This is a genomic window from Bradyrhizobium sp. BWC-3-1, assembly GCF_032917965.1.
In the GTDB taxonomy this organism is placed as follows: domain Bacteria; phylum Pseudomonadota; class Alphaproteobacteria; order Rhizobiales; family Xanthobacteraceae; genus Bradyrhizobium; species Bradyrhizobium canariense_D.
Window position 1 is genome coordinate 7,850,869 of sequence record NZ_CP136625.1, and the last position, 23,402, is coordinate 7,874,270.

Consider the following 23,402-nt stretch of genomic DNA (forward strand, 5'->3'; position numbering starts at 1 on the left):
GCTCCGGCGTCGAACCACTCCTGCATGCGGCGTTCCGAAGCGAAAATCATCCTGTAGCTGTTGATTTCTCGGGTCGCGTGCGTGCCTCAGTCGAAAAAGACATCAGTGCGGTGTGAGGTTAGAGCCCGCTGTCCGGAGGCCAGCTCGAGGTCGCACGATGCGTCGACTTGCACGAAACGCGGCCGGTGCTTCACGAGCGTCAATCGCGCCTGTAGCCGGAACACAGCGCCGGGACATACCGGATGGCGAAACCGAACCGCACGGAGGCTCACCGCTCGGCCTTGCGCGGCACCGGTGACCACATACGCCTCCTGCAAAAGAGCTGGAACGAGCGCCAGCAGCAACTGGCCCGGCACGATTGTCGCACCTCCGTCCAGTTCGCGCCTGGCACGCTCCGCATCGGAATGAAGCCAGTTCCGATCATCCGTCAGCGCGACGAAACGATCGACCTCATCCTGCGTCACCGATCGCCAGCGGCCGGGAGCAAGCTCGGTGCCCACAAAGGCTGCAAGATCGACCGCGCGCGCAACGCGAAGTGCGCCCGCGTGTGTCGGTGGTTCGGAGCGTGGTGGCATTTGAATCATCGCGGCCCGTCCTTCTTCAAACTGTCGCAAGCAGAGCGCTGCCGAGCCCGCCCGCAGCCGCGATCGCCGCCAGCCCGATCGCACCGGATGATTCCGATTGCATCTCGTGCCAGAGGCGTACGGCTAGGATCGCGCCGGATGCACCGATCGGATGCCCCCGCGCTAGTCCGCCGCCGCAGCGATTGAGCGAAGACTCCAACACCCCGATGCCGTCGATACAGGCAATCACTTGGGCCGCAAAGGCCTCCATGATCTCGGCCACGGCAATCCGAGCAGGCGCGATCCGTTCCGCTGCAAGGAGGCGCTCAGCCGCCGCAATCGGCGCCGTACCGGGCATGGCCGGGTCGCCGCCGCGGCGGGTCGCCGATATGATCCGCAAGGGCCGCCTCGCGTTGAGTCGTCGGGCCATCGTCTGGGAGACCACCAGCAGGGCTGCTGCCGCGTCAGCTTCGACCGCCACCGTCGCGCGCGTCACGCCGAATTCAGTGTCGCCCGCAAGTGGTGCAAGGCGTGTGCAGGTCGCCCCCGTCAGGGCACGGGGAAAGGGATCGTGCGACAGGTCGGCAAGCGGCGTGATCTCGGCCGCGCCGAGTGGATTTTGCAGCGCTTTGCGATGGCTTGCGACGGCGAATTCATCCTGCCGTGCACGCGAAATGCCGTATCTTTCAGCCAGCGTCGCGGCGGCGGCAATCATGTCAGGGTCCCGCTCCGGCCATGGCGCGAACGGAGGACGTTCGTAGGGCTGCGGCGCCTCGTCCGCATGGCGCGGCCGCACCGCGCGCAACGGCGCACGGCTGAAGCTCTCGACACCGCCGGCCATGACGGCGTCTGCTCGTCCGCTCCCGATACGCTCGGCGGCTAGCATGATCGCGTCGAGGCCTCCGCAGCATTGGCTATCGATGGTCAAGGCCGGGACGTGATCCGGAAGACCTGCTCGGAGCGCGGCGAGCCGTGCCGGGTTTCCGCCGCCGCATAATGCATTGCCGAAGATGACGTCGTCGATCGCCTCCGGCGCGATGCCGGTGTCGGCCAGCACGGCCCGAATTGGCGCCGCGCCGAGTTCGTCGACCTCCACCGCCTTGAACGCGCCGCCTCGAGGAGCGACCGCCGTCCGCCGTGCGGCGACGAGATAGGCGGCGCTCATCGCAGCACCTCGCAGGCGCCGGATTCCCACAGTCGCCGCAGCGCATGGAAATCAGTCTTGCCGGACGAGGTCATGGGCCAGTGCGGTGGCACGGCAAACCGGCGCGGGACCTTGTAGAGCGGCAGGCTCAGGCGCGCATGGCTGATCAGATCGGAAGACGCTACGCGCCCATCCAGACTCAGTCTCAGCAAAGCCACCAGCCGCTCGCCCCGAAGTTGGTCGACGGCGCCAAGAACCCCCGCCGCGGCCACGGCGGGATGTCCTTCGAGTACATGCTCGATCTCCTCTGGATGGACGTTCTTGCCGGCAGTGATGATCATGCGGCTGGCACGGCCAGCGAGTCGCAGGAAACCACGCTCGTCCAGCATGCCGATGTCACCGACCGACACCGCGTCGCCATGACGTGGCAGCACCGTTTCGCTTCCGCAGGCATACTCCATGAAGAGGAAAGGACTTGCCACGAACACTTGACCGGGCTCCCCGGGTGGAAGGCATCGCCCGAGATGGTCGCGAATGGTGAGACTGACGGCTGCGAACGAACGCCCGACGGAGTCCGATGGGACGTCCTCGTCGTCCTTCGCCACGGTCACAAAGCTCAACTCGGAGGCGCCGTAGAACTCGGAAAACCCCGTCGCGGGAAATTGCCGTCGCAGTTCGACCAGCGCGCGACCTTGCCATTTGGCACCTGACGACAGCATCCACCGCACGTTTGGGAACGGCGGCAGGCCGTCACGCATGGCGGCCTCAATCATCATTTCGAGCTGGGTCGGCACGCCGTAAATCACGCTGACCTGGTGGGCCGCGATCAGGCGGTTGACGAGATTTGGCCGGAACTGGCGGCACAGAATGACGGTTGCCCCGACATAGAGCCCATGCGCAAGACCGTAGAGAAATAGCGAATGCGTCAGCGCGCCCGGTGCGAGAACGATGTCGCCGGCGCCGATATCGAACTCGCGGTCCCCCGCCCGAAAACTCTCGATCCACGATTGATGGTGGCGGCGATATCCTTTCGGCATTCCAGTCGATCCCGAGGTAAAGCCGACATAGAACGGCGTCAGCGGATCTGGCTCGGCAATTGCCGCGGGCGACGGACCGGCGCCAATGGCATCCGCGACGGACTCGAACGGGCCGTGAGGATCGACAACCGCAAACACCTCTGTGTCTCTGGCCAATCCTGCATCGCCACTGACGACGATCCCAGGCGCCAGCGCCGTGATCGCAAGCCGCGCCGTCTCCGTCGGCCAGGACGGATCGAGAATTTGCGCTTCCCGACCTGCGCGGCAGGCTGCGAAAAACAGCAACACGAATGCCGGCCCGTTCGGTAGGTGCAAGGCGACGCCGCGGCCGGCCGGCACCACCTTCGCCAGATGTCCGGCTAGACGATCCACCGCCTGATCGAGGTCTTTCCAACTCACTGCAAAATTGTCACAAACGACGGCCGGTCGGTCCGGCGTTTTGCGCGCATGCCGCGATAGCGTTGCAGTGATGGTGGCGGCCGCGATCATGAACGGCTGACGATTGCGGCCGGATAGCTCCGGTGCGCCGCCTCCGCGACGAAGGCCGACGCCAGCGCCTTCAAGAGATCGCCCGGCACGAACACCGCGATTGCAACCAAGGCCTGCGGCAAGCTCATCCTTGCCATCCCCATTAGGCCGAGAATGCCGCAGGCATACTCCACGACGATACCGCCCATCGTCGCGGCAACGAGCGCCGCCGCGAGCACCGGCACAGTCCTCAGCCGGGCCATCACGAGACCCGACACGAAGGCCGCGGGAGCCCAACCCAGCAGGAAGCCGACGGAGGGTCCGAACAGCACGCCGAGCCCACCGCGTCCGCCGGACAGCAGCGGCGCTCCGAGAAGCACCACGAACAAAAACAGCAGCACCGCCAGCGCGCCATGGCGAGGGCCGAGGACGATCCCGGCCAGCATGACGCCGAGCGTCTGGGCCGTGATCGGCACCCCCACGGCGATCGGTAAGACGATGCTGGGCACCATGCCAAGCGCTGCGATGACGGCGGCTAGCAAGGCGATACGAACGATGGCGCGCGACTCCACGGGATTTTCTCCTACAACGGGGCTGACTGACGATCGACGGTCGACCGGTCGAAACCGCGGGCATCGAGTGCTTCCGCGACGCGGTCGGCCAGTTGCAGAATGTCGGCGACGAAAGCGGCCACCAGTCGCAGCGGAACTCGCCGGCACGTGCGTGCCTTCCAGGCCTCCTCGCGCGCGCGCCACCGCGTCATCAGGACGGGCACGAAACGCAGGACAAGAGCGACTGCGAGCGCCATCTTGCGAGGATTGACCCCAAGCGGGCGCAGCAAGCGGAGCACCGGCGTCAGCACATCCATCAACGCGCTCATCGTGGTGGTCATGCTGACGAGATCGGCAAGCAGAAGCATCGCTAGGAGCCGCATGGTGACGACGGCGCCGGCATTCCAACCAACCGATGCGGTCTGCACGCCGCCAACGACCACAAGCAACGGCAGCAATGGCCGCAGCAAGCTGATGCGCGCCATGCCGACGCGGCCGAAGCCAGCATAGACCCCGGCAATCATCGCCAAGGCGCCCGCCAGAATTCGCCAGTCGCCGACCGGCAGCAGAAGTACGCTGAGGAGAGCGAGCCCCGCAAGCTTGATGCCAGCCGGTACGCGGTGCAACCAGGTCTGTGGGGCGAGGCCGCCGGTCATCATGACGTTAGGGCGTCCCCTGACCAACGATCGTTGCATGGGCCCGGTAGGCAGCCAGGACTTCGACAGGTCGGCCGTCGAGACGGATGCGGCCCTCATCCAGCCAGATCACGCGATCGAACGCGGCGAGCAGCTCAAAATCATGAGACGCCATCACCACCTGCTCCGGCAGCGCCATGATCCTGCCGTACAACAACAATCGTGTCGGCAAGTCGAGACTGGAGAACGGCTCGTCCATTAGCAGGATCGACGGCTCCGTTGCGAGCAGCGCCAGGATGCAGACAAGCTGCTTCTGACCGCCGGATAGCTCATTGACGTTGCGTTCCGCCCATTGCGCGCAGCCGTGCCGCTCCAGCAGTGCCATCGCCTGTTGGCGCGCCTGTGGCGCTGGCTTTCCCCGCTCCGCAGGCCCAAAAGCGACCTCCTCAACAACCGTGGGGAAGATGAGCTGGTGGTCGGGGTTCTGAAACAGAAAGCCGACCTTGGCCGGAAGGTCTTTGCGATGCCGTACGGTATCGAGCCCCGCCACCTCGACGCGGCCACGTGTTGGCGGAAGCAACCCGTTCATAAGCCGCAGCATCGTGCTCTTGCCCGAACCATTGTCACCAATCAGGCCGATCCGGCGCTCAGCCAAGCAAAGCCCGGGAATGACAAGGACCTGACGGTGCGCGCGCCGAAGCTGCACTTGTTCGAAGATGATCTCTTCAGCCGCCCCGCAAGGGTGAAGACGGCTTGCGGGAGGCGCTTCGCGTCGGGCAGCTTCAATCAAGACGATTCCTTCTCCCCTGTCGCCCTACGGAGTTGGCTGAAGTAGCACGTTGTCGATAAGCCTCGTCGAACCGACATAGGCCACCACGCACAGTGCTGCGGGGCGGCGTAGCGGCCTTACAGCGGGCACTCCACGACCGGATGGCGATGGCCCGCCCTCGGTCTTCATCGCTGAGATACCGGTTACGGCTGCTCATTGCGACACGAGATTGCGAGTCGGTTTTTCGAAATCTGATGCCGCGCCGGCACGAGTACTGCAATGTAGCTGCCCAGATCGAAATCCGAGAAATGACGCATCGAAGAGGCCGCTTCAGTTGAGTCCCCCGATATGGAAGCTCTTCATTTCAAGATATTCCTCGATTCCGACCTGGCCCCCCTCTCGACCAAGCCCGGACTGCTTTACTCCGCCGAAGGGTGCGACTTCCGTCGAGATCAGCCCCGTGTTCAGGCCGATCATGCCGAATTCGAGCGCCTCGCCGACGCGCCAAGCGCGCTTGAGGCTCTCGGTATAAAAATAGGCGGCCAATCCGAAAGGCGTTCCATTGGCAATGGCGATTGCTTCATCTTCCGTCTCGAAACGAAAGAGCGGTGCGACCGGACCGAAGGTTTCCTCACTTGCAAGTTGCATCTGCGTTGTTGCGCTGGTCAAGACGACAGGTGCGACATATTGCGTGCCCGGCGGCAGAACGTGCCGCTTCGTGATGACTTTCGCGCCCTTCGCGAATGCATCTTGAAGATGCCGATTGATCTTGAGCACGGCCGCTTCGTTGATCATTGGACCGATCGAGACGCCAGGCTGTGTGCCGTCACCGACTGTCATCATGTCTACGCGGGCGCTCAACTTTTCCGCGAACGCATCATAGATGCCGGCCTGGACCAGAATGCGGTTCGCGCACACGCAGGTTTGACCACCATTGCGAAATTTGGAAACGATGGCTCCCTCAACCGCCGCCTCGAGATCGGCGTCATCGAATACGATGAAGGGTGCATTGCCGCCGAGCTCGAGAGAGAGCCGCTTCACACTATCGGCTGCACCCCGCATCAGTACGGATCCGACGCGTGTCGATCCGGTGAACGAGATCTTACGAACCGTCTCGTTCTGCAGCAGCTCGTTACCAATTTCCGTCGGCATGCCTGTGACAATGTTGACGACGCCCGCTGGTATTCCGGCTCGCTCCGCCAATAAACCAAGCGCGATTGCGGAGTAGGGAGTGAATTCAGACGGCTTGATGACGACAGTACAGCCTGCTGCCAGCGCGGGGGCAACCTTTCTCGTGATCATGGCGTTTGGAAAATTCCACGGAGTGATGATGCCGCAAACCCCGATCGGCTCCTTCAGCACCACAATACGGCGATCGGCTGTCGGAGACGGAATCGTATGACCTCCAATGCGCCGAGCCTCTTCCGCGAACCATTTCACAAAGGAGGCACCGTAGCGGATTTCGCTCCGTGCTTCGTCCAGCGGCTTGCCTTGCTCCAAAGTGAGAAGGTGCGCGAGATCCTCCAGATTCTCGATCATGAGCCTGTGCCAGGAGTCCAGCAGGCCCGCGCGCTCGGCATGTGTTTTCCTCTTCCACGGTCCGAAGGCTCGTTCGGCGGCTTCGATCGCAGACCGCGTTTCAGCGCGAGCCATATCTGGGACGGTACCGACGGCCTCCCGAGTGGCCGGATTCATGACCGCAATCGTGTTTCCTGTAACTGCGCCGACCCACTTACCGTCAATCAGGGCAGCCTGAACGAACAGATTGCCATAGCTTTTATGCTTCATGTCCATAACTCCGGTCGTCTTATTGGAGGGCCGCAAGTACCGCGGCAGTGATGAAGTTCGTCTGTCTTTTCCAGGAACGCCGCCGATGCTCTGAGCTGTCGCGCTTTCGAATTCGATCCGTCGCGCAAACCGAAAAAGCTTGCATTCGAATGCTTTACGCGCGGCTCGCCTCCAGCTCACGGGCGGCCATCCAGCTCTCCAGCCAAGCTGTGTGGAAAGCTCCCTCACCCACTTCAATATCCGTGGCAAGCGCCCGATGCAGTGGCACTGTCGTGTGGATCCCTTCCACTTTCAGGCTGTTCAACGCGGTCTGCAGGGTGACGATCGCGGCGCGACGATCGGGTGCCCAAACAATCAGCTTACCTACAAGAGAGTCGTAATAGGGCACTATCCGATAGCCTTCGAACAGCAGCGTATCGAAGCGGATATTGTCGCCTTCCGGTGAACTATATGTTGTCACCAAACCAGGCGATGGCATGAACATCTTGGCCGGATTCTCGGCGTTGATACGCACTTCAATCGCGTGACCGGTTTGAGTGATGTCGCGCTGCGCGAACCACAATCGTTCACCCCCGGCGATCCTGAGCTGCGCCTGCACAACATCAATTCCCGTAATTGCCTCAGTCACCGGGTGTTCCACCTGGATCCGCGTGTTCATTTCGATGAAGAAGAATTCCTGAGTCTTGCTGTCATAGAGGTATTCGAGCGTACCGGCATTGCGGTAGTTCACCCGCCTTGCCAGTGAAACAGCTGAATCACAAAGGGCATCGCGGACCGCTTTCGAAAGCATGGCCGCAGGTGCCTCCTCCCACACCTTCTGGCGCTTGCGCTGAAGCGAGCATTCCCGCTCGAACAGATGCACGACGTCGGTCCCGTCCCCCAGCACCTGCACCTCGATATGACGCGCATGCTGGATGTACCGCTCCATGTACAAACCGTCATCGCGGAAGGAAGCACGCGCTTCCGCCATGGCCTGCGGCACCAGCCTTTCCAGGCTTGCCTCGTCCTCCACGACACGGATGCCGCGCCCGCCTCCTCCCGCGCTGGCTTTGATCATTACAGGATAGCCGATGCGGGCGGCTTGTCGGCGCGCATCGCCGAGGTCACCGATCCGGCCTTCACTGCCTGGAACGACGGGAACCCCAGCTGCCACCGCCTCAGCGCGCGCCATTGCTTTATCGCCCATCTTCGCGATCGTTGCCGCGTCCGGACCGACAAATGCGATCCCCGCCGCCTCTACAGCTGAGACGAACCGCGGGTTCTCGGACAGGAAGCCGTAGCCCGGATGCACCGCGTCGGAGCCACTTGCCTTGATTGCCTGAACGATCGCCTGCACGTCCAGGTAAGACTTTGCGGCTTGCGGTGGACCGATCACAACCACCTCGTCGGCCATACGACAGGCGAGCGAATCCGTGTCGGCCTCGCTGGCGGCCTGAATGGTCCGAATACCCAAGGCCTTTGCCGCTTTATTAATTCGCACGGCAATTTCGCCGCGATTGGCGATGAAGAGCGACTTGATAGCCATTCCCACCTACTCCAATTCTGCAATGGCTTGATCGGCGTCGACGGTCTCGCCATCCTGCACCAGAAACCGAGCGAGCGTGCCGGCAACTCCCGCCTCAACGGGGAAGAAGGATTTCATGGCTTCGATTAGCCCGATCGTTTCGCCGGCCACGACGGGATCACCTTCTTGCTTGAACGGAGCGTCGTCCGGGGAAGATTTGCGATAGAAAAGGCCCGGTAGGGGCGCCAAAATTTGTTTGACCATGTCGGACATTTCCTCTTCTCTCGATCAGGCGTTTACAAGAATCTCGCGCACGCAACGTTCTGCGATTTGCGTAGCCATGCCTTGAGCTTCCGCAACGCTGACGAGCCGGAAGTGCAGGTGCTCCCCGGGCTTTGCTTGGCCCAATTTCCAGAATGCAGCTGAGGGAACCGTATAGGGGTTGATGAAGCCTCCCATCGAGGGACCGTCATTCACCAGAATGATCGGCGTCTGGCCGGCGAGATTAATCGCTCCCATGGGATAACCGTGATCGATAATGTTCGACGGTAACGATCCATGTTCTTTCGGCTTGTTGTAAGCCTTTTCCGTGAACGTCCATTCGGGGCCTTGCAGCCGGAAGCCGGTGCGATCCGACTTAGCGGAAAGTGTCCACGCGGAGCTCAGAAATCTTTCCTTGGCGGCCTCGTCGATCCAGTCATCGTTTGGACCCGCGCAGACCTCGATGGTCCACGTCCGGTCTGTGCGGATGTCAGGCCTATGGTTATTGGGCACCAGGAGGCCGGGGGTCGCTCTCGCTTCCCCAACAGGCAAATCCTGGCCGGCCTTGATGGAATGGCCGTCCATGCCGCCGACACCGGCTTTGTTAAAGGTGGAGCGCGAACCAAGCCGCTCCTCATTCGCGAACGCACCAGCGACCGCGATGTAAGCACGACCACCGACACGAGCTGCCCCTAGGGCTAGTGTTTGGCCGGCTCTTACGGCGAGCGACTGCCACATGGGGAATGGCTCGCCGTCAAGCGCCGGGCGCATGTCTGCACCAGTAACGGCGACTACCGTGTCAGCATCGAAGGAAAGTGTAGGCCCCAGGAACTGGCATTCGAGCCCCGCAGCACCTGGCTGATTACCGACGAGTACGTTCGCCAAGCGGAATGACCAGCTATCCATGGGGCCAGAGGGCGGAAAGCCCTGATTCCAATATCCGATGCGCCCCGGGTAGTCTTGGATCGATGTTTCAAGTCCGGCTTTCAATACCTTGATCATGTCGGTACATGCGCCTTGTTGGCCCCGCTCACTTTCGAGACCCAGTTGTTGTAGTTGCGGACCGCGAACTTCTGGTACTCCACGATCGTGTAGTCGTAGCGCTCCTCCTTCACCGCTAGCTCCGCGTCGTCATATTCCTCGCGCGTGACTGGAACGAACTTGATGCGATCTCCTGGACGAAAGAGACACAGACTTCCCTCGAAAGCCGGGCGTTTGCCAGTTGGATCCCAAATTGGCACTGGCGTGCGGGCAAAGATTTGGTAGCCGCCGGGCGTGGCGACAGGATAGATGGAGTTTGCGGCGCCGCCCAACCCAACTGCCCCCTCCGGCGTGTCCGTCCGCGGAGGGTTGTATTTGGGCGCGGTCAGACGCGCCCGCGGGTCGAGCGCCATCAAGAAGGGCAGCCCCGGCCAGAAGCCCAGGGACGCAACCCAATACTCCGAGGACGAGTGAAGCCGAACTAGATGGTTGACATCCTCAAGGCCATTTTGCTGCACCAACAGCTCGGGATCTGGCACCTTCCTCGCGATCTTCGCGCAGTAGTCTTCGACACAAGCCTTCGTCCATGGATCGAGGTAAAGCGTCGGCAGGTAGAACAGCCGGCTTTCCAGTTCGATATCCTCCGACGAGCCCAGAGAGTCCGAAAGCCGAGAGAACTCGCGGACCACATCATCATAGCCGATCAGCGTCGGCTCGTAGTGAACGAGCAGCGAAGCAAAGCAAGGCGCCGTCTCGATGACGCCGTGTACGTTTGCCTCCGCAGCCGCTGACGCCAGGCCCTGTGCCGTGAAGTTGAGATCGAGATTCATCTCGTTCCCAAACTCAATCAGCAGATATCGGTCGCCAGCAGGCAAGAACTTTGGCTGTTCGTAAATCACATACGCCTCCTCGCTGACGTCAACTAAGGTTCTCGGCGGATCGCCATTGGGCTACATCGTCGAGCGCATCGCTCAGACGGGCAACCAAGTCGTGCACTTGATCCTCATTGATGATGAGCGGAGGGCACAGGGCGATCGTATCGCCGATCGCGCGCACGATGAGACCGTGCTTTTGGGCCGCAGCAAAAGCCGCTGCTCCAACCTTGCTCGCGGCCGCAAAGGGACGACGTGTTTCCTTGTCGGAGACAAGTTCAATCCCGGCAATTAGCCCCGCTCCTCGCACCTCGCCGACAAGCGAATGATCGGCAAGCTCGCCAAGGCGAGCCTGAAGGATCCGCCCCATACGCGCGGCGTTTCCGACGAGATCGCGCTCTTCGATGATTTTGAGGTTTTCCAAAGCTACTCTGGTCGCGACAGGATGGCCCGATGCAGTAAATCCGTGACCGAAGGTACCGATCTTCGCCGTGTTGTCGGCGATGGCGTCGTACACCTTTTGCGAAAAGATCACCGCAGCAAGCGGCATGTAAGATGAAGTGAGTTGTTTCGAGACAATCATGATATCGGGCGTAAAATCGTAAAGTTCGCAGCCAAACGTCGCACCCAGCCGTCCGAAGCCACAAATCACCTCGTCGGCGACCAGAAGGATGTCATACTTGCGGCACAGTGCTTCAATTCCCTTCCAGTACCCGGCAGGAGGCGGCATCACACCGCCGGCAGCCATCAGCGGCTCACCAACGAAAGCCGCGACCGTTTCTGGGCCTTCCTGTAGAATCACCGCTTCGGCCTCCACGACCAAGCGCGCAGCAAATCCAGTTTCTGTTTCGTCGGGTTGAGCGAAACGATAAAAATGCGGGCAAGTTAGGTGACGGACCGGAATGACCGGCAGGTCAAAATCGGTGAGGTTATTAGTCAGACCGGTCAAACTGCCCGAAGCCACGGTAACACCGTGATAGGCGCGATTGCGCGCAAGGAACTTCTTTTTTTTGGGTCGCCCCGATGCATTGTTCATGTACCACACCATTTTAATCATGGTGTCGTTTGCTTCGGAGCCCGAGCTCGTGAAGAAGACGCGGCTCAGGGGAGCGGGCGTCATTCCGACAAGTTTTTCAGCCAACCGGATCGAAGGCTCCTGAGCCTTGTGGCTGAACGTGTGGTAGTAGGGAAGCTTGGCCATCTGCGCACTCGCGACTTGCACAAGGCGAGGTTCATCAAACCCGACAGCCACGGACCACAGACCTGCAAGACCCTCGATATATTCCTTGCCAGCATCGTCGTAGACGTAGATCCCTTTACCGCGATCGATGATGACCGGGCCTTCCCGCTCATGGGCCCGCGCATCGGTATAGGGGTGTAACGTTGTGGAGACGTCGGTATGAGCGAGGGAATTCGAAAGCTGTTTGAGCATCATGTAGTCCTTACTATGGGCATCCCGAGATCGCGCATGTCGCGGACCTCGGATATAAAAACCCAACGGGTGGTGTTTCGTTATAACGGAAGCGGCGCATCAAAACAGACTGCTCCCGGCATTCGTCAGCGCTTCGTTGCATCCGCGAGCCGATAGCGATCCAGCACGACCGCACCAACGAGCACGACCCCCAGCACGATCATCTGATAGTTCGATCCTATCCGTAGAAGGTCCATACCATTCGCCAGCACGGTGATGAAGATCACGCCCAAAAAGACACCCGTCGGCGAGCCCTCACCGCCACGAAGGGAGCATCCGCCGATGACCGCTGCTGCGATCGAGTTGAGTGGAAATTCACCGCCGAGCAATGGCTCGCCTGAGGACACCCGTGCGGTCAAAAGCCAGCCTGCGAAGGCGGTGATCGTCGCACACAGCATATAGCAAGCGATAAGATAGCGGTTGATGTGGACGCCAGCCACCATAGCAGAGCGGATGTTGGAGCCGATGGCATAGATGTAGCGGCCGAAGCGCATTTGCCGGACCAGTAGAAAGACGGCGAGCAGTGCTGGAAGTGCGAAGAAGAACGAGACAGGCAGGCCGAGGAAGAAACCAGATCCGATGCCATAGACGAATTCACGCGGCAGGCCGCTTACCTGCAGGCCCTGCGAGATAACAAGCGTCACGCCGCGGAAGATCGAGGCCGTCGCCAGTGTCACAATGAAGGCGTTCACCTTCAGCACCGCGACACCAAGCCCGTTTACTAGCCCGCAAATCAAACCCACGATGACAGTCGCGAGGAAACCTGCGCCAATAGCAAGACTGGGCGCTTCGGGATAGGCCAGCGAAACGGCAACCATGACCTGCGCCGATATGATGGAAGTCAGCGCAACGACTGATCCTACCGACAGATCGAATCCGCCAGCGAGCAGAACGAGCATCTGCCCGAATGCGATCAGCATCAGGAACACGCCTTGCTGCAGTATGTTGAGCATATTGGCCGAGCTGAGAAAGCGCGGATTTCCAAACTGGAACACGACGACGCAGACAACCAAGACGACCGGCAGCGCACCGAACGTCAAGAGTGTCGATACGGCATTGACGCTTGCTGAAGGCTTGATACCCGCCTGGGAGCGTATCAGAGTCATTGAAGATCCTTTTGTGGCGTATCGCCAAAGGCGTACGCGATGACGGCTTCCTCGTTGATCCCGTCTCCTTCCAAGCTCGCCGTGCACGAGCCCTCATGCATGACGTGGACACGATGAGAAAGATGAACCAATTCCTGGAGGTCGGAAGTGATGAGGAGGATTGCAGCACCTTCGGCGCACAGCCGTTGGAGTTGATGGTAGAAGTCAAGGCGGGCACCAACATCGATGCCAGCCGTCGGCTCATCGAACATATAGAGGTTCCGCTTTCGGCTCAGCGCTCGGCCGAGCACCACCTTTTGCTGATTGCCGCCTGAAAGCTCCTGAACTGCTTTATTGGGCTCAGCGGGTTGAACTTTCAGCCTTGCGAGCAGACCGTTCACAATCTTCGCGAGGACAGTCGTTCGCACGAAGCCGGCGTACGCCGACCCAGCTTCCCCGAGCACCTCAATTGCGATGTTTTCTGCTATCGGACGGTTCAGCGCGAGCGCCTCACCCCGGCGGTCCTGCGGCAGGTAAACCAACCCGCGTTTGAGCATGGCGGTCGGCGAATGAGCCTTGATGCTCTCGCCGACGAGCACAATTTCCCCTGCGTCAATCGCCTGCAATCCGAAGATCGCGCGGGCGACCTCCGCCTTACCGCAACCAACGAGCCCGCCAAGCCCGACAATCTCGCCGGCCCTGACCTCAAATGAGACGTTCTTGATCTTGTGCCCGGAGCAAAGCCCTTTCACCTCCAAGACAGCATGGCGAGGAGTATGCGGAATCTGGGGATAGAAATTCGCTATCTCCCGGCCGACCATCTCAGCGATCATCTGCTCGTTCGTCACGTCTGCCAGCCGATGAAAGCTCACAAAGCATCCATCTCGCAGGATTGTCACAACGTCGCCGAGGCGCTGGATCTCCTCCATACGATGGCTGATGTAGAGGATCGCCCACCCCTCTTTTTTCAACACCTCCACGGTGGAAAACAAATGCTCGGATTCGTCGTGGCTGAGGGTTGCGGTTGGCTCATCCAGGATCAACGCACCTGGTTTTCCGCCAAGTGCACGTACGATTTCCAGGAGCTGTTGTTCAGCGCGCGTTAGAGTGTCGACGCGTGCGTCGGGGTCGATGGCGACGCCGAGTTTCTCCATCGACCTCATCATCCCGGCGCGCATTGCGGCCTTGTCTAGAATCCCGCCTCGTGTTTTTTCTCGGCCAAGAGCGTAATTTTCCACCGCCGTCATCGAGGGCGCCAGGCCAAAGTCTTGCAGAACGGCGTTGACTCCACTCTCGCGCGCTTCCAACGGAGTAAGATCCGGGCAGGCGCGCCCGCACAGAATGCGGGCGCCTTCATTGGGCCTATTTGCTCCAATAAGTAACGAAACAAGCGTTGACTTGCCCGCCCCATTCTCTCCAAGAAGCATATGAACCTCGCCGCACCGAAGCGTAATGCTCACGTCCTTCAATGCGGCGAAACTCCCATAGAATTTGGATACGCCGGAGAGCGAGGCAAATACTTCGCCCTCCTGAAAGTCGCTAACGATGGTCATTTCTTGGTCGCTTCGACCGAAAATTCGACCTTGTATCCCGCTGGTGCAAACATGTCGGTCTTGCTAACCGATTTGATCGTATCCGCGGTCACCATCTGGGGCTTCGGCCCCGCACGCTTGGCCAGCAACTTCTGGCCCTGCAGCAGTCGCAGAACCATGTCCACAGCGAGGCGCCCTTGAAGAACAGTAAAGTCGGTGGGCGAAGCTTTCGTGGCTCCAGCGGCGATATCGTCGTACACCGGCGGGATAATATCGAACGCTGCGACGCTGACCTTCCCTCCTAAATTGGCGTTGCGAACTGCAACCGCAGCGGCCTGCGCGGCAATGTCGACGCCGACCAGCCAATTGAGCTTGTCGTACGTCTGTAGCGCGTTGTTGATCATGTCGAGCTGAACATTCAGGCCGGTATCGCCGCGCCGCGTCACCGCAATCTCGACCTTCGATTCGTTGATTGCGTCGTTGAAGCCGCGCACCGCGTCATCGGACCAGCCCGCTCCCTGCGGGCCCGGAAAGAAGCCAACTACCGTGGACTTTCCGCCAGACTGCTCGACGATGTATTTTCCGGTCTGGTAGGCGAGGTCGTAGAAGCTGACGAGGGCGTGACCGGAAACGCTCGGCTCTTTGACGCCATTGACGAAATCGATCACCGGAATGCCAGCATCCGTCGCCTTCTTGACCAGAGGCCCAACACCGTCAGCGCTGATCGCACCCAGAATGATGCCGTCGAATTTCTGCGCGATGCAGTTGTCCATCTGGCTGAGCTGGGTTGAAAGGTTCGTATACCCTCCGGCCTCGTAAAGCGTCATTGCGCTTCCAGCACGATGAATCTCAGCCGCGATGCCATAGTTCGCGGCAACCCAATAGCTGTCCTTGAGATGCGGGAAGAGTACACAGATGTTCCAGGGCTTCGTCACTTCCTCCCCGCCCAAGAGCTTCCAGTCGGCATCGGTCTTCTTATCCCCGTCAACAAGCTGCACAGGGAAGCTCGTAACCGGCTGCTGGCTTTGCGCGCTTCCCACAAAGGCGCAGCTGGCCAAAGCCGCAAGCACGCTCGTCCTCATCAGTCCTCTCATGTTCATTTCTTCCTGAAAGAGTGCGTTCTGTTGTTGTTCGGGTCTTCCGCCCGATTGTTTTACCGCTGAGCGGTATCGAGCACGCGGCGCATGGCAGCCGCGACGTCCCGCGCATTGGGCGGGTCCGAGTGAATGCAGACAGTTTGGAACGAGACGTCGAGGAGAGTACCGTCGACCGCTTCGACTTTCCCCTCTCGCACCGCCCGCTCGAGACGAGCGGCCGTCTTTTCGATATCGACCGCCGACTGGGTCCGCGGAATGATCAGTTCGCCGGCCGCGCCGTAGGAAAGATCAGCGAAAAACTCCGCTACGAAATGCGTCCCCACCGCCCTGGCCGCGCTCTCGTGAAAAGTGCCTGCCATTCCGAAGAGCGGAAGGTCGAATGTCTTCGCGGCCTCCGCCATTGCGGTGGCAAGCGCCATGTCGCGCGCGGCCATACCGTAGATGATGCCGTGTGGTTTCACATGGTTCAGGCTTTTCCCGACGGCGCGAGCAACACCAGCAAGAGCACCAATCTGATAGATGAATGCTGCGCGCAATTCCTCGGGGGACAAGCGCAGCTCACGCCGACCAAAGCCTTCACGATCTGGCAGTGAGGGATGGGCCCCAATCCTTTTTCCCTCGCAAGCGGCCAGCTCGACCGCCCGCATCATGGTCATGGGGTCGCCGGCGTGAAAACCGCACGCGATATTGGCGCAATCGATGAAGGGCATGATGCCGGCATCGTTCCCAAAGCGCCAATTTCCGTAGCCTTCCCCCATATCGCAGTTCAGCGTGACGCTCATCCCATAATCCGTCTAGTGTTATAACAGAATGAAATCTGCGCTTCCTAAATTTTGATGTCAACAGGATTGTCTAGTGTTATAACAAAAAAATCTAAACGGAGTTGAGCAATGCGCCCAGAAAACGACCTCCTTCCTGAAGCTGTACAGGGGCCGGTCCTCACTCCGGTCTCGCGGGACATGCTTCACGAGCAAATCTACGACCGTCTGAAGCGGAATCTGATGATGGGCCGGTTCACGCCTGGACAGAAGCTACCGCTGAGAACGCTCGCGAAGAGTTTAGGAACAAGCCTGATGCCCGTTCGGGACGCACTGCAGCGTCTCGAAAGTACCGGCTGCGTCGTTTCAACTGCCAATCGGACGATGGCAGTCCCTCAATTCAGCCCTAAGCAGCTTCAGGATATCTGCACGCTACGTATCGTCCTGGAGACGACCACGGCGGAGCGTGCAGCTATGCTGCGATCGGACGATGAACTAGCGTCACTCGCCGTATTCGTCAGGGACATTGACCGCTCAGCGGAAACAAACAGCATCGATCTCTTCTTAGAGGCAAATTACCACTTTCACATGCTAGTTGCCGATATGAGCCGGCTCGCGTTCGTCCGTACCCTTCTGGAACCGCTTTGGATGCACATCGGCCCCTCCATCAGGCAGTCCGTCCCAAACGAAGCGTTATTCCAAAGCGCTGCCCGACGGCACAAGGAAGTTTATGACGCGATTGTCGTGCACGATGCAAAGAGCGCTGCTATCGCCATTAAAAGAGACATTTTAGATGGCTACAACTTCTGAGTCCGCAGCTCCTGTGCGGCAGCTTGAAATTTGAAAGCGACCGATGCGTCTTTTTTAACCAACGTCTTGAGTCATGAGGGCAATAGGCTGGCGACCTAGCTCGCCGATGCTGCTACCTGGGTGGCTGTTGATGATCCTGGTAATGGTGTCGTCGGTAAACGGTACCCCTCCGGGAAGCTTTCAATTGCCGACATCTTCGGCTCGAACCGATTGCAAGGCCTAAGGCGACATAAGGCCATTTGGACCCATGCGACGGTCCGATGGTGGTGATTAGTCGCTCCCTGAAACCGAAATGATGTCGTCCTTGTTCCGGAATGTTCTCTCCTCCGCGGTACCGATCAATTATCACCCGGCCAGCGACCCACCAAGACTAGTAGTGTCTCAGTCGTCCTTCCATGTTGTACCGGAAAGTTGTCTCGCAGCAGATGATGTTCCTCATCGCGACAGGACGAGGGTGTAGCAATGACTGGCCTCTTTAATCCCTTGCATGTATCGCGTTTCCTTCAGTCGTATGACGTCGACGCCTTGGAAAAAGGCTTACGGCTCTCGATAGCAATCAATTTCGATGACTACATCGATATCGCACGCGCGGCGCCTACTAAAGGCCCACATACCCAAATTTTCGGCAGGATCGACCCGCACTCTGGCGCAAAAGAAAGACAAAGAGAGCCTGGCCGATGGGCTTCGTCTCTTCACCAACCCGTTTGCCGCTCATCCGGTTGATCTCGGCTGGTTCGACGAACCGGGCATCCGCATCTTCGCGGCGGAGAAGAATGGTATCTTTCATATCTCGTACCACCCGGAGGGCGATCTCTATGCGCGCCAGTTGCACAATCTCATTCGGCGAGCCCGGGGTAAACACTAAACACGGGCGGTGCGGGCTGGCTGTAGAGCTCGGGGTCTCACTTAAGCCAGACCGAGATATGTGTTTGCGCCGTTAGGATCGGAGAGGATGAGCGAGTGGCTATTGTTTTCATTACGGGAAGTGCAGACGGTTTTGGACGCGCGGCGGCCGAGACCTTGCTGAGCGAAGGGCACAGAGTGTTGCTCCATGCCAGGTTAAAGGACCGCATTCCTGCCATGGGCGACTTTGCTTCGCGCGCCGCGGGTTTTGCGGTTGGCGATCTCTGCAGCGCGCGAGAGGTCAAAAGCATCGCCGATCAAGTGAACGCGATCGGTCGCATGGATGCAGTTATTCATAATGCCGGCGTCTACACCGAACGAACCCGTGGCTCGACCCCTGAGGGGCATCCGAACACGCTTGCCGTCAATTCCCTGGCGCCATACATGCTGACGGCTTTGATCGAGCGCCCGGCTCGGCTGGTTTACCTCAGCAGCGGTTTGCATCATGGCGGCGAAGGTTCACTCGGCGATCTCAACTGGACCAAGCGACCTTGGGATTGGGCGAGAGCCTACGCGGAAAGCAAGCTTCACGTCGTCGCGCTCGCCGTCGCGCTGTCGCGACGGTGGCCACAGGTGTTGAGCCATGCCGTCGATCCGGGCTGGGCGCGCACGAAGATGGGCGGCCTCGCCGCCCCGGTAGACGTCGACACCGGTCAGCGCACACAGAGCTGGCTCGCCGTGAGCGACGAGCCAGCAGCCAAGGTCAGCGGCGGCTATTGGCACCGACTTAGGCAAGAAGCGCCTGCCAACGAGGCGACCCGTCCGGAATTCCAGGAGCGGATGATCGCAGAGTTTGCCAGGCTGACCGGCGTGGCACTTCCTTGAAGGCTCTGAGATCGGGTACCGCGCGTTAAGCTCTGCCGCCCGAGAGCTCGGCGCATGACCGGCAGGGACTTATCCGGGCGCGTAGCATTAGCCTGATCACCCTGAGGTCGCTATCAACCGCAACGCTGAGAAACAAGGCCCTATGGAAACTCTCGAAGCTGCAGTCACAGCTGCCTGGGCGGCGATCGATCGTGAGCGGAGTTATGTGACGGAACTCACTCGAAAGCTTGTTCGGATTCCATCGGTGAATCCAAAGTTTCTGAAGGACCCGATCCAGAATCGCGAGGACGCGGCTCAAGACTTGATCGAATCGACGCTAAAGTCACTTGGAATGGCGATCGACCGATGGGACGTGTTCGCGGGCAGACCGAATGTCGTTGGTCAGCTAGCCGGCTCTGAGGAGCGCAGCCTACTCTTATGCGGCCACATCGACGTGGTGCCGATCGGCGAGCGAAGCGCATGGACGATGGATCCGTTCGGGGGCGAAATTAAAGACGGTAGACTTTACGGCCGCGGCGCCATTGACATGAAGAGCGGTGTAGCAGCCGCCATAGCCGCGGTCCGAGGCATCAAGGCCGCCGGTATCGAACTTGATGGTCGCGTTTCCATCCATTCCGTCATCGATGAGGAAGCTGGCGGCTTCGGCGCCATTGATGCGGTGGAGCGGGGTCATCTTGCCAAAGCAGCCATCATTACCGAGCCAAGCTGGGGCAATATCCTGATTTGTGAGGGTGGCTTAGAATGGATCCGCGTTACCATTATGGGTCGACAAGGCCATTCCGCTTGGCGCTACAATGAAATTTGGCCGCAGCGCGACGAGCCTGATCGGTCGGCGCGAGCTGTAAATGCGATCGATATTGCTGCACGATTTCTGGACGCTCTTAGACACTTCGAAAGCTCGCGATGTCGCTATCGCCAGCATCCGCTATTGCCGCCGGGCATGAACACAATAAACGTAGGCGCGATGCGCGCCGGTGCGGGCCTCGGGCTGGATGGGTTGCCGCTCGTCATGACGAATCCTGCAATTATCCCGGACGTCGCGGTCATCGACCTCGACTACAAATTTCTTCCAAACCAAACGAAGGAAGATGTGCGGTCCGAGTTTGAAGCTTTTGTGCACCACTTCTGTCAGCAGGACCTCTGGCTCCAGCATAACCCGATCAAGGTCCAGTGGGAACTCAGCGGCCTGCATTTCCCGCCGATGAATACGCCATCCGATCATCCGATTGCACAGTCGCTTCTCAGGCGCCGAGCCCAACTCGGCGGCAAGCCGAAGATCACCGGATTCATCGCTGTCGCCGACTGCGCGCATTACGCCGGCGCGGGGGTGGACAGCATGATCTACGGCGCCTCTGGCGACGGTCTTCACAGTAGTGACGAGTACGTAGTCATCGCCTCGTTGGAGGAGACAACGAAAACTCTGGCCGCCGGAATAATCGACTGGTGCGGAATCAGATGAGTACATTTCTGGCCGAAAAACGTGCGAGCAGCGTTGCTGGGTAGACAAGACCGCGAATGCGATCGCCACGTTGCCGACGAGCCAGCAACCGAAGGCCAAACGCGCGTTGCAGGAGATCTGGATGGCCAAGATTAAGGCCGCGGCCGAGCTGGCGTTCGACGCGTTCATCGAGAGCTACACGCCGAAATACGAGAAGGCGGCCGACTGCCTAAGCAAGGATCGGCACACGCTACTGGCGTTCTACGACTTCCCGGCCGAGCACCGGAAACACCTGCGGACGACGGATGAGATGGACAAGCGATTTCTCTGCCGAGCCGAGGACTGCGAAAGTCGCTGCTAGTCCATTCTTTTGTTCGGTCGCGCTGCGGGCCATTCTTCCGTCCCGGCGACCGATCTCGCAGCCGCCGCGGGCAGGCGGTGAAGGCTGATCGCACTTGCGGCCACCGCACGGGCTTGGCCTTGACCGGCCAGAGCACGACGGCACGCGGGCGTGGAACGGGACTGCATTCCAGGCGTGGCTCGACCTTGCCGTCAGCCGCGATTATGGTTCTCCGGCGTGAGCGACCTCATGGCGAAGCGTAACGCGTCCGCTGCAAGCGTCACCGGACTGCCTATTTTCGCCCGCCGGATTGAGGCGCCCGCGTGCCGGTTTTTTGCCGCCGCGCTTTCCATTGCGACACAAATCTCTCGTAGCTTTGCTCCGCCTGGGCAGCAATCAACATGTCGCGGTCGCGCAGCGCCTTGATGTTGTAGGCATAGGCTGGGCCGGGACGGCTACCTTTTTGTTGTGGATTTCCGGCTCGAAGTTGCACCACGCAGGTCTTGTCGGCGACCAGCGCTGGGCGCGCCCATAGGTAATGAGCACAGTGGGCTTGCGAGCCACGGCGACCGCGGCGATCTGACGGCCCCGCCGGGCGCGGATGCACACGAAAAAAGCATGCAGAGAACCGGGCGCGTTGGCTGCCGCCCAGGCCGCCTCGACCAGCGTGGCGCGCGCATGACTACGCCCGATCTTGCTGATACGGCCGTGGTGGGCCGCTCCCAGCCCGGACTACCGCACCCGCGGGTTCAGCCCGCAATAGCTCACCAGCTTCTGCGGGCTGTTGGAGCGGCAGACGTCGCTGATCGCCGCCAGGATGCCGGCAGCGACCGCCAGATTCACCCGGTTATCGTGATCAATCTATTGACCGCGGAATCCTCGATTGCGTCCTGCGCGATCTGCCGGTCGAGTAGCATAGGCCTTCCGCCAGCCAGTCAACCGCTCGCGGACGTGCCGATCGATGGCCGCTCGCTCATCGTCCGGCAGCTGTTGAGCAGCCAACCACGCCCGGCCGCGAGCGTAGAAAGGATCGGCATGTGGGAACTTTGGGATCAGGTGTGCGTGCAGGATCGAACACACCTCGTTCTTGAGCCGCGTAATGCCGCACGTTCTGGTAGCGCCGCGCCACCAGCCTGCGCTTGCGTTCGGTCTCCGCGTCAGGTGTCCATATCTGCCGTAGGTATCTCGCCGCCTGCAGACTGGCGAGCGTGCCAGCATCGATCTTATCGGTCTTGACGTGAGCCTGGGCGATCGCCTTCAGCTGCAACGGATTGGATAATCAGCCGCGCCACGAACGGCGCCAGCACTCGCGAGACCGCAATGATGTTGCCGGTCGCATTCGCGCACTATCTCTTCACTGGCCAGCAGCAGGCGTCTTGCCAAATCCCTCAGCGCGGTCCGCGTCATATCAACTCGGCCGGCATGGCGGAGCCAGCCGTTCTCCCAAGATACCCTCCTCGAAGGTTCGGTAGACATCAATCCAACTTACCCCTTTGCAATTGCACCTGCTGCCAGACGCGTGAGCGGCGGGCGACACGACAACTACGGATTCACGCTCTCGGCCCAACCGGGCGAGCCGCAGAGGCGGACAGCTACTAACTCGAGCTCTCGGCTCATCGTGTGTATCGGCCTGCCCGCACATCGTGCTGCGGTGCCTCTGTCCCGATGGTCGCACGCACCATACGCCACGATGTCGAATACCGCAGCGGAACGATGCCACCGAGAAATCTCATACCGGTTACCAATCCCATTGAAAGCACCTTCGCTACCTGCGACACCGCACGATCCGATCGAAGGGTTGCCTGTCCAACAGGACGGCGCTCGTGATGGTCTTCAAACTGCCTGAAGCCGCGCAGAAAAGCTGGCGCCGTCTCGATGGCCACAACCAATTTCCAAAACTCGTTCTCGGGTGACATTCAACGACGGGATCGAGGTCATCGACAAACCGACTGACCGTCAGCTCATAACCGCCGCAGCCCGACCAGCCAGGCCGTCACCACAATTTTGCGACAGCTCGCGCGCTGGAACTGCTTGGCGGCAGAGCTGATGCGGGACGCCGCAGTCAGAGCCTGCGAGGACTGTATTCTTCCGGTTGAGCGTGATCGGGGCGGATTGAGCGCGCGACTGCGTTGCTATCGAGCTCGATGTGGCCAGCACCGATAAAGCGCGTCAGCCCCTCCCAGCGTGAGAGCGCGTAACGGATGGGCATCACCAGCTTGCCCTTTTGGCTGATCACCGCAAGCTTTGCGCGCAGCTACCGGTCGAAAGCTTTCCCGTGCCGACCCTTGGGCTGCTGGACGAGACGGCGCTCCGTACCTTGCCCAGCCCTTGGGAGAAGAAGTGAGCGTGTAGCCGAGCAGCCTGCCCGAGCACGTTCACGTTTGCTGCCGGGTCTCCGAGCTCGACGTGCTCTCAGCTGAGTACCGCGCCATCGTTGTGGCGCAACTACCAACCCTGGCTGGGATGGGCCTCTTTTCGCAACATCAGAGTTCGTTATTGTCGAACGTAACGCCCAACAAGAATCCGAACTTTCGGCGGCAGCAAGCAGCCCACCATAGAGCCACAGGTGG

General features: G+C 60.2%; 21 protein-coding genes and 5 pseudogenes. 6 read left to right on the forward strand and 20 right to left on the reverse strand.

Translation table 11 applies throughout. The annotated features are described in order from the left end of the window. Positions 1-86: 86 nt before the first annotated feature. From RX329_RS37645 to pxpA, 17 genes and pseudogenes are all read right to left on the reverse strand, one after another. Positions 87-584 (reverse strand): MaoC/PaaZ C-terminal domain-containing protein, encoded by a 498-nt coding sequence (locus RX329_RS37645; protein ID WP_317245326.1) that lies wholly within the window; start codon positions 582-584, stop codon positions 87-89. A 16-nt stretch (positions 585-600) separates the two neighbouring features. Next, entirely contained in the window at positions 601-1,728 is a 1,128-nt protein-coding gene (locus RX329_RS37650; RefSeq protein ID WP_317245327.1) for a thiolase family protein, read from the reverse strand. After that, positions 1,725-3,143 carry an AMP-binding protein gene (locus tag RX329_RS37655; RefSeq protein WP_317245328.1) on the reverse strand — a complete coding sequence of 473 codons (1,419 nt, stop codon included), beginning with the start codon at positions 3,141-3,143 and terminating at the stop codon, positions 1,725-1,727. Before RX329_RS37655 ends, RX329_RS37650 begins: the two co-directional genes overlap by 4 nt. Before the next feature lie 86 nt (positions 3,144-3,229). Further along, entirely contained in the window at positions 3,230-3,784 is a 555-nt protein-coding gene (locus RX329_RS37660; RefSeq protein WP_317245329.1) for a biotin transporter BioY, read from the reverse strand. Positions 3,785-3,795: 11 nt separating this feature from the next. Next, positions 3,796-4,422 carry an energy-coupling factor transporter transmembrane component T gene (locus RX329_RS37665; RefSeq protein ID WP_317245330.1) on the reverse strand — a complete coding sequence of 209 codons (627 nt, stop codon included), beginning with the start codon at positions 4,420-4,422 and terminating at the stop codon, positions 3,796-3,798. A gap of 4 nt (positions 4,423-4,426) precedes the next feature. Further along, positions 4,427-5,188 carry an energy-coupling factor ABC transporter ATP-binding protein gene (locus RX329_RS37670; protein ID WP_317245331.1) on the reverse strand — a complete coding sequence of 254 codons (762 nt, stop codon included), beginning with the start codon at positions 5,186-5,188 and terminating at the stop codon, positions 4,427-4,429. A gap of 24 nt (positions 5,189-5,212) precedes the next feature. Continuing rightward, positions 5,213-5,390: pseudogene (locus RX329_RS37675) on the reverse strand (pantoate--beta-alanine ligase); the annotation flags it as partial. A 107-nt stretch (positions 5,391-5,497) separates the two neighbouring features. Next, positions 5,498-6,955 carry an NAD-dependent succinate-semialdehyde dehydrogenase gene (locus RX329_RS37680; protein WP_317245332.1) on the reverse strand — a complete coding sequence of 486 codons (1,458 nt, stop codon included), beginning with the start codon at positions 6,953-6,955 and terminating at the stop codon, positions 5,498-5,500. 154 nt (positions 6,956-7,109) lie between these two features. Next, the gene (locus tag RX329_RS37685) at positions 7,110-8,480 is read right to left on the reverse strand and encodes an acetyl-CoA carboxylase biotin carboxylase subunit (protein ID WP_317245333.1); all 1,371 of its coding nucleotides are present in this window, start codon (positions 8,478-8,480) and stop codon (positions 7,110-7,112) included. Positions 8,481-8,486: 6 nt separating this feature from the next. Then, positions 8,487-8,732 carry an acetyl-CoA carboxylase gene (locus RX329_RS37690; protein ID WP_410706211.1) on the reverse strand — a complete coding sequence of 82 codons (246 nt, stop codon included), beginning with the start codon at positions 8,730-8,732 and terminating at the stop codon, positions 8,487-8,489. Between the two features lie 15 nt (positions 8,733-8,747). Beyond that, complete coding sequence (locus tag RX329_RS37695; protein ID WP_317245334.1) at positions 8,748-9,722, reverse strand: biotin-dependent carboxyltransferase family protein; 975 nt, start codon at positions 9,720-9,722, stop codon at positions 8,748-8,750. Then, a complete protein-coding gene (locus tag RX329_RS37700; protein WP_317245335.1) occupies positions 9,719-10,600 on the reverse strand; it encodes a 5-oxoprolinase subunit B family protein in 882 nt (293 codons plus the stop codon). The genes RX329_RS37695 and RX329_RS37700 overlap by 4 nt, the downstream gene beginning before the upstream one ends. A 19-nt stretch (positions 10,601-10,619) precedes the next feature. Continuing rightward, positions 10,620-12,008, reverse strand: coding sequence for an aspartate aminotransferase family protein (locus RX329_RS37705; protein ID WP_317245336.1), 1,389 nt, complete (start codon positions 12,006-12,008; stop codon positions 10,620-10,622). Positions 12,009-12,130: 122 nt separating this feature from the next. Beyond that, on the reverse strand, positions 12,131-13,150 hold the full coding sequence (locus RX329_RS37710) for an ABC transporter permease (protein ID WP_317245337.1): 1,020 nt from the start codon (positions 13,148-13,150) through the stop codon (positions 12,131-12,133). Continuing rightward, positions 13,147-14,682, reverse strand: a complete 1,536-nt coding sequence (locus RX329_RS37715; protein ID WP_317245338.1) for a sugar ABC transporter ATP-binding protein — start codon at positions 14,680-14,682, stop codon at positions 13,147-13,149. The genes RX329_RS37710 and RX329_RS37715 overlap by 4 nt, the downstream gene beginning before the upstream one ends. Further along, a complete protein-coding gene (torT, locus tag RX329_RS37720) occupies positions 14,679-15,743 on the reverse strand; it encodes a TMAO reductase system periplasmic protein TorT (protein ID WP_317245339.1) in 1,065 nt (354 codons plus the stop codon). Before torT ends, RX329_RS37715 begins: the two co-directional genes overlap by 4 nt. A gap of 71 nt (positions 15,744-15,814) precedes the next feature. After that, the gene (pxpA, locus tag RX329_RS37725) at positions 15,815-16,540 is read right to left on the reverse strand and encodes a 5-oxoprolinase subunit PxpA (protein ID WP_317245340.1); all 726 of its coding nucleotides are present in this window, start codon (positions 16,538-16,540) and stop codon (positions 15,815-15,817) included. 108 nt (positions 16,541-16,648) lie between these two features. Here pxpA and RX329_RS37730 point away from each other — a divergent pair, with 108 nt between their 5' ends. From RX329_RS37730 to RX329_RS37750, 5 genes and pseudogenes are all read left to right on the forward strand, one after another. Beyond that, entirely contained in the window at positions 16,649-17,326 is a 678-nt protein-coding gene (locus RX329_RS37730; RefSeq protein WP_317245341.1) for a GntR family transcriptional regulator, read from the forward strand. Between the two features lie 565 nt (positions 17,327-17,891). Further along, complete coding sequence (locus RX329_RS37735) at positions 17,892-18,191, forward strand: hypothetical protein (protein ID WP_317245342.1); 300 nt, start codon at positions 17,892-17,894, stop codon at positions 18,189-18,191. Positions 18,192-18,286: 95 nt separating this feature from the next. After that, entirely contained in the window at positions 18,287-19,054 is a 768-nt protein-coding gene (locus tag RX329_RS37740; protein WP_317245343.1) for an SDR family NAD(P)-dependent oxidoreductase, read from the forward strand. A gap of 142 nt (positions 19,055-19,196) precedes the next feature. Next, positions 19,197-20,513: an ArgE/DapE family deacylase gene (locus tag RX329_RS37745; protein WP_317245344.1), complete on the forward strand. Its 1,317-nt coding sequence runs from the start codon at positions 19,197-19,199 to the stop codon at positions 20,511-20,513. 16 nt (positions 20,514-20,529) lie between these two features. Next, positions 20,530-20,817: pseudogene (locus tag RX329_RS37750) on the forward strand (transposase); the annotation flags it as partial. 307 nt (positions 20,818-21,124) lie between these two features. On the opposite strand, the gene RX329_RS37755 reads toward RX329_RS37750, so the two are convergent. Together RX329_RS37755 and RX329_RS37760 are read right to left on the reverse strand one after the other, a co-directional pair. Further along, on the reverse strand, positions 21,125-21,328 hold the full coding sequence (locus RX329_RS37755) for a hypothetical protein (RefSeq protein WP_317246508.1): 204 nt from the start codon (positions 21,326-21,328) through the stop codon (positions 21,125-21,127). Next, positions 21,229-21,675, reverse strand: a pseudogene (locus RX329_RS37760) (transposase). The gene RX329_RS37755 and the pseudogene RX329_RS37760 overlap by 100 nt, the downstream one beginning before the upstream one ends. 897 nt (positions 21,676-22,572) lie before the next feature. Here RX329_RS37760 and RX329_RS37765 point away from each other — a divergent pair. Then, positions 22,573-22,810: pseudogene (locus RX329_RS37765) on the forward strand (IS256 family transposase); the annotation flags it as partial. A gap of 68 nt (positions 22,811-22,878) precedes the next feature. On the opposite strand, the pseudogene RX329_RS37770 reads toward RX329_RS37765, so the two are convergent. Continuing rightward, positions 22,879-23,086, reverse strand: a pseudogene (locus RX329_RS37770) (IS66 family transposase); the annotation flags it as partial. Positions 23,087-23,402: the final 316 nt, after the last annotated feature.